The organism is Aquabacterium sp. UBA2148 (genome assembly GCF_002328915.1).
Taxonomy (GTDB): Bacteria; Pseudomonadota; Gammaproteobacteria; order Burkholderiales; family Burkholderiaceae_C; genus Aquabacterium; species Aquabacterium parvum.
Genome location: NZ_DCXA01000262.1, coordinates 10729 through 16666, shown reverse-complemented (window position 1 = coordinate 16666; position 5938 = coordinate 10729). Strand labels below are relative to the sequence as shown.

The 5938-nt window shown below is 63.8% G+C and carries 6 protein-coding genes, 1 tRNA gene and 1 pseudogene; 2 read left to right on the top strand and 6 right to left on the bottom strand.

The genetic code is table 11. From position 1 onward, the window contains the following. Positions 1 to 215, top strand: a pseudogene (locus tag B2W70_RS14665) (protein-L-isoaspartate O-methyltransferase); the annotation flags it as partial. A gap of 46 nt (positions 216 to 261) precedes the next feature. After that, positions 262 to 1671: a TolC family outer membrane protein gene (locus B2W70_RS14660; protein WP_286746776.1), complete on the top strand. Its 1410-nt coding sequence runs from the start codon at positions 262 to 264 to the stop codon at positions 1669 to 1671. Positions 1672 to 1744: 73 nt separating this feature from the next. On the opposite strand, the gene B2W70_RS14655 is transcribed toward B2W70_RS14660, so the two are convergent. From B2W70_RS14655 to petA, 6 genes are all read right to left on the bottom strand, one after another. Then, a tRNA-Thr gene (locus B2W70_RS14655) sits at positions 1745 to 1820 on the bottom strand. A gap of 36 nt (positions 1821 to 1856) precedes the next feature. Continuing rightward, positions 1857 to 2441: a ClpXP protease specificity-enhancing factor gene (locus B2W70_RS14650; protein WP_058089374.1), complete on the bottom strand. Its 585-nt coding sequence runs from the start codon at positions 2439 to 2441 to the stop codon at positions 1857 to 1859. 23 nt (positions 2442 to 2464) lie between these two features. Beyond that, positions 2465 to 3079 carry a glutathione S-transferase N-terminal domain-containing protein gene (locus B2W70_RS14645; protein ID WP_058089375.1) on the bottom strand — a complete coding sequence of 205 codons (615 nt, stop codon included), beginning with the start codon at positions 3077 to 3079 and terminating at the stop codon, positions 2465 to 2467. A 138-nt stretch (positions 3080 to 3217) separates the two neighbouring features. Continuing rightward, on the bottom strand, positions 3218 to 3988 hold the full coding sequence (locus B2W70_RS14640; RefSeq protein ID WP_286746775.1) for a cytochrome c1: 771 nt from the start codon (positions 3986 to 3988) through the stop codon (positions 3218 to 3220). Between the two features lie 20 nt (positions 3989 to 4008). Then, on the bottom strand, positions 4009 to 5412 hold the full coding sequence (locus B2W70_RS14635) for a cytochrome b (protein ID WP_286746773.1): 1404 nt from the start codon (positions 5410 to 5412) through the stop codon (positions 4009 to 4011). A gap of 14 nt (positions 5413 to 5426) precedes the next feature. Continuing rightward, a partial coding sequence (gene petA, locus B2W70_RS14630) for a ubiquinol-cytochrome c reductase iron-sulfur subunit (protein ID WP_286746771.1) occupies positions 5427 to 5938 on the bottom strand: 512 nt, incomplete at its 5' end.

The window sequence follows — 5938 nt, the reverse complement described above, 5'->3', positions numbered from 1 at the left end:
TTTTGCTTTGTGGCTCGCTCGCCGAGGCACCTCAAGCCCTGCTCGACCAGGTCAAGGTCGGCGGGCGCCTGCTGGCCATCCTCGGCCAGGAACCGGTCATGCAGGCCACGCTGTTCACCCGCGTGGCCGCCAGTCAGTTCAGCCGCCAGGAGCTGTTCGACACCGTGGCAGCCCGGCTGCCAGGTTTTGCGGAGCCCAGCCGCTTCAAGTTCTGACCCATCGCGGTCACCCCCCTCGCGCTACCCACTTCAAGGATCGAAGATGTCCCAGCTCGCCGTCACGCCCCTGCCCCAACGCGCACCGTCGGTTCGCCGCCGCCGCTCTGCCGTCTCCCGGGCGATCGCTGTGATGGCAGCCGGCGCATTTGCCTCGGGCATGGCACAGGCCGACAACCTGCTTGAACTCTACGAAGCAGCCAAGCTCTACGACGCGGCCTACCTGGCGGCACGCGCTCAAGCAGAGTCGGCTTACAGCAAGGCCGATCAGGCCAAGGCGCTGGTGCGCCCCTCGTTGAACCTGCAGGCCAGCATCACCCGCACCGATTTCAACTCGAGCGCGAGCGCTCAGACCACCGTGCCTGGCGCTGCGGCGTCTTACGACAGCAACACCACCAACAAGCGCGCCGGCATCCAGGCACGTCAAACCCTCTACAACGCCGACAGCTTTGCGCGCCTGGACCAGGCCGACCAGTCGCGCCTGGTGGCCGACGCCGACCTGCAGGTCGCCTCGCAAGACCTCGCGGTGCGCGTCACCCAGGCGTACTTTGACGTGCTGGGCGCCCAGGACGTGCTCAGCACCGCGCAAGCCAACAAGGCCGCGCTCGCCGAGCAACTGGCGGCAGCCAAACGCAGCTTCGAAGTTGGCAACTCCACCATCACAGACACGCGTGAAGCCCAGGCTCGCCATGACCTGGCCACGGCCCAGGAACTCGCCGCAGCCAACGAATTGCGCGTCAAGCGCATCACGCTCGACCAGTTGGTGGGACGCGCCAATGTGATCCCCAACCCACTTCGCACCCCCGCCACGCTCGACAGCCTGGCCCCAGGCGAGATGGAAGAGTGGGTGAACCAGTCCCAGGCCTCGCCCAACGTGCTCAAAGCCTCGGCAGGACTGGAAGCCGCCAAGCTCGAGATCAAGCGCGCCCGCGCAGGCCACCTGCCCACGCTGGACGCGGTGGCCAGCCTGCAGCGCACCGACATCGACTCCTCCAACCAGCTGGCCAAGACATCTGGTGGCGCAGGCACCTCCGCCGCGATCGGCCTGGAGATGAACATGTCCCTGTACGCTGGCAACTCCGTGCAGAACCGGATCGCCGAGGTGCTCAAGCTCCAGGAGAAGGCCGAGCACGACCTCGACAATGCCAAGCGCCAGGTCACGTTGGGCACCCGCCAGGCCTATCTGGGCGTGCAGTCGGGGCTGGCGCAGGTCAAGGCTTACGAGGCCGCTGAGTCGTCGGCCAAGCTGGCCCTGGAGGCCACACAACTGGGCTACCGCGTGGGCGTGCGCATCAACAAGGACGTGCTGGACGCGCAAACCCAGTTGGCCAACACGCAGAAAGACCTGTTCAAGTCGCGCTACGACGTCATCGTGGGCTCGGTGAAATTGCGCCAAGCCAGCGGCGTGCTGACCCAGGATGACCTGGCCGAGCTCAACAAGCTGTTGGCGAACTGAACCACGTCACTCAAAGCAGCCAGACAAAAGAAAAGGGCCTGCATGAATGCAGGCCCTTTTGCTTGGGCTTGTTTGGTGCCGGCTGTCGGGTTCGAACTGACGACCTACCGCTTACAAGGCGGTTGCTCTACCAACTGAGCTAAGCCGGCGAAAGTCAATTTGCAGGCGCATTCTAGCGCCACGCTTCACTTGATGCGACGCAGTGTCGGGCGGCCGCCACCACCTGGGCCATCGGGCGTGGGCTCGTTGTCCGCACCCTCTGTGCTTTCGGCGCTTGGGCGCGAGCCCTTGCCGCTGTCAGCAGCCTGGGCCTGGGGGGCCAGGCGCAGGCCCCCTCCCGTGCGCCGCGGCACTTCAGCCATGACCGGTTCGGGCACGCCTGCGTCATCGATGTCCTGGACCGCCGAAGCTGGCGCATCGGTGGCGTCACCGCCCGCTGGCGTGGGCACCGGAAACGCCATGCCCTGCCCGTTCTCGCGGGCGTAAATGGCAATGACATGGTCTACCGGAACACTGATGTCACGCGCCACACCACCGAAGCGGGCCTTGAACTCGATGAACTCGTTGCCCAACTGCAGCTGGCTCGTGGCCTCGAAGCTCACGTTGAGCACGATCTCGTTGTTCTTGACGTACTCCAGGGGCACCTGCACCGAGCGATCGACGTACACCGCGAGGTAAGGCGTGAAGCCGTTGTCGGTGCACCAGTCGTGCAGGGCACGGATCAGGTACGGTCGGGTCGAAGTGCCCTGGGAGTCTTGTTCGGTGGACATGCGCAATCAGGCCGGCAGGAAGGTCACTTGCGCATCACCTTTTCCGAGGGCGTGAGGGCCTCGATGTAGGCAGGGCGCGAGAAGATGCGCTCAGCATACTTCAACAGCGGCAGCGCATTCTTGGACAGGTCGATGCCGTAGTAATCGAGGCGCCACAGCAGCGGTGCGATCGCCACGTCGAGCATCGAGAAGTCGTCGCCCAGCATGTACTTGTTCTTCAGGAAGATCGGGGCGAGCTGGGTCAGGCGATCGCGGATCTGCGAGCGAGCGCGCTCGAGCTGCTTGTCGTTGCCCTTCAAGCCGCCACGGCCTTCGAGCAGGTTCACGTGAGCGAACAGCTCCTTCTCGAAGTTCAGCAGGAACAGGCGCACGCGGGCGCGGGCCACCGGGTCACCTGGCATCAGCTGCGGGTGCGGGAAGCGCTCGTCGATGTACTCGTTGATGATGTGCGACTCGTACAGGATGAGGTCGCGCTCCACCAGGATGGGCACCTCGTTGTACGGGTTCATCAGCGCGATGTCTTCGGGCTTGGCGAAAACGTCGACGTCACGGATTTCGAAATCCATGCCCTTTTCGAACAAGACAAAACGGCAACGGTGCGAGTAAGGGCAGGTCGTTCCGGAATACAGCACCATCATGGCGGTGAGCTCCTCAAAGTGGGCAAAAGGGGGCGAAAGAAGCTCGCCCGCTGAAAAACAACGAAGCGCAGTGGCTGCCCGAGGGCAGGCCACTGCGCCTGAGGCCCCTGCCGGCTCACGCCTTCAGGGACCGACGCATCACTTCACGTCTTTCCAGAACGCGGCGTTCAAGCGCCATGCGATGAAAGTGAAGATGGCCAGGAAAATCAGCACACCAACGCCGATCTGCTTGCGCTGGTTCTGAACCGGCTCGCCCATCCATTGCAGGTAGGCAACCAGGTCGGCCATGGCGCTGTCGAACTCCTGGGGCGACATTTTGCCCGGGGTGAGCTGCTCGAAACCTTCGAAGGTGTGAACCTTCTTGGAGGCATCGTGCGGGTCGGCCGCTTCGACGAACTTGGCAGCGCGCTGGCCCTGCAACTCCCACAGCACGTGCGGCATGCCGACGTTCGGGAAGACCAGGTTGTTCCAGCCCGTTGCCTTGGTGTCGTCGCGGTAGAAGGTGCGCAGGTAGGTGTAGAGGTAATCGGCACCCGAGCCATCGTGGCTGGCGCGCGAGCGAGCCACCAGCGTCAGGTCAGGCGGCACACCACCAAACCAGTCCTTGGCGTCCTTCGGGTTCAGGGACACCTTCATGACGTCACCCACCTTGTCGGTCGGGAACAGGAGGTTGTCCTTGATCTGCTGGTCGGTCAGGCCGATGTCCTTGAGGCGATTGAATCGCATGAAGGCGGCGGCGTGACAGTTCAGGCAGTAGTTGGCGAAGAGCTTGGCGCCGTTTTGCAGTGCGGCCAGGTCGGTGACGCGTTCGGTGGGGAACTTGTCCAGCGCGATGGCAGCGCCACCAGCAGCTTGGGCACCAGTCACCACGGCAAAGGCGGCCAGCAGGGAAGCAAGCAGTTTTTTCATGGTTGTGAGTCCTGCCTTGATCAGTGGGGCTTGAAGGTGACGCGATCGGGCACGGGCTTGAAGGTGCCCAGCTGGCTCCACCAAGGCATCAGCACGAAGAAGCCGAAGTACAGCAAGGTGCCGACCTGGCTGACCTTTTCACCGATGGGCGACGGAGCCTGCACGCCCAGGTAGCCCAGGATGCAGAAGTTCACGACGAAGACGCCGTAGACGATCTTGTGCCAGTCAGGACGGTAGCGGATCGACTTGACCGGGCTGTGGTCGAGCCAGGGCAGGAAGGCCAGGATCACGACGGCGCCGCCCATCACGGCCACACCCCAGAACTTGGCTTCGAAAACCTTGAGCAGGCCGATCACCACGGCGGCAATCACCAGGCCGGCAACCTTGGTCTTGCCGTCGCCCTTGCCCTTGACCAGGTTCAGCACGGCACCCAGGGCGATGAGCCCGACGAACACGTTGACCAGGTCATCGGTGGTGGCGCGCAGCATCGAGTAGAACGGCGTGAAGTACCAGACCGGTGCGATGTGCGCCGGGGTCTTGAACGGGTCGGCCGGGATGAAGTTCGGGCGCTCCAGGAAGTAGCCGCCCAGCTCAGGCGCGAAGAAGATCACGGCCGAGAAGACGAACAGGAAGCCACCCACGCCCAGCAGGTCGTGCACCGAGTAGTAGGGATGGAACGGCACGCCATCGAGCGGGTTGCCCTTGGCATCCTTGGGGCCTTGCTTGATCTCGACGCCGTCAGGGTTGTTCGAGCCCACTTCGTGCAGCGCGATGATGTGAGCCACCACCAGGCCCAGCAGGACCAGGGGCACGGCGATCACGTGCAGCGCGAAGAAGCGGTTCAGCGTGGCATCGCCTACGACGTAATCGCCGCGGATCAGGATGGCCAGGTCAGGACCAACGAACGGAATGGCCGCGAACAGGTTGATGATCACCTGGGCGCCCCAGTACGACATCTGGCCCCAGGGCAGCAGGTAGCCCATGAAAGCTTCGGCCATCAGGCACAGGAAGATCAGGCAGCCGAACACCCACACCAGCTCACGCGGGGTGCGGTAGGAGCCGTAGATCATGCCGCGGTACATGTGCAGGTAGACCACGACGAAGAACGCCGAGGCACCGGTGGAGTGCATGTAGCGGATCAGCCAGCCCCAGGGCACATCGCGCATGATGTACTCGACCGAGGCGAACGCCAGTTCGGCGTCCGGCTTGTAGTTCATGACCAGGAAGATGCCGGTCACGATCTGGATCACCAGCACCAGCAGGGCCAGCGAGCCGAAGAAGTACCAGAAGTTGAAGTTCTTGGGGGCGTAGTACTCGCCAACGTGCTCGTTCCAGAGCTTGGTGGCCGGAAACCGGTTGTCCACCCAGGTCAGGAGCTTTTCGCCAGCAGAAGCGTCGGCGGGGGCTTGCTTCATTTCAGCCATCGTGGTGTCTCCGTTCAGGCCTTCTTGTCTTCACCAATGAGGAGCTTGGTGTCGGACAGGTACATGTGGGGCGGGATCTCCAGGTTGTCCGGAGCGGGCTTGTTCTTGAAGACGCGGCCGGCCAGGTCGAAGGTCGAGCCGTGGCAAGGGCACAGGAAGCCGCCCGGCCAGTCGTCCGGCAAGGAGGCCTGAGCACCCGCCTGGAACTTGGACGAGGGCGAGCAGCCCAGGTGGGTGCAGATGCCCACGGCCACGAGCACGTCTGGCTTGATCGAGCGAGCGGTGTTGCGGCAGTACTCGGGCGTGAGTTCAGCGGGCTTGCGCTCGGAGTTCGGGTCGGCCAGTTGGCCATCGTGCTTGGCCAGTGCGGCCAGCTGTTCCTCGGTGCGCTTGAGGATCCACACGGGCTTGCCGCGCCACTCGACGGTCATCATCTCGCCGGGCTTGAGGGCACTGATGTCAGCCTCGACGGCGGCACCAGCGGCGCGAGCACGTTCAGAGGGTTGGAAAGTCGAGACAAAGGGGC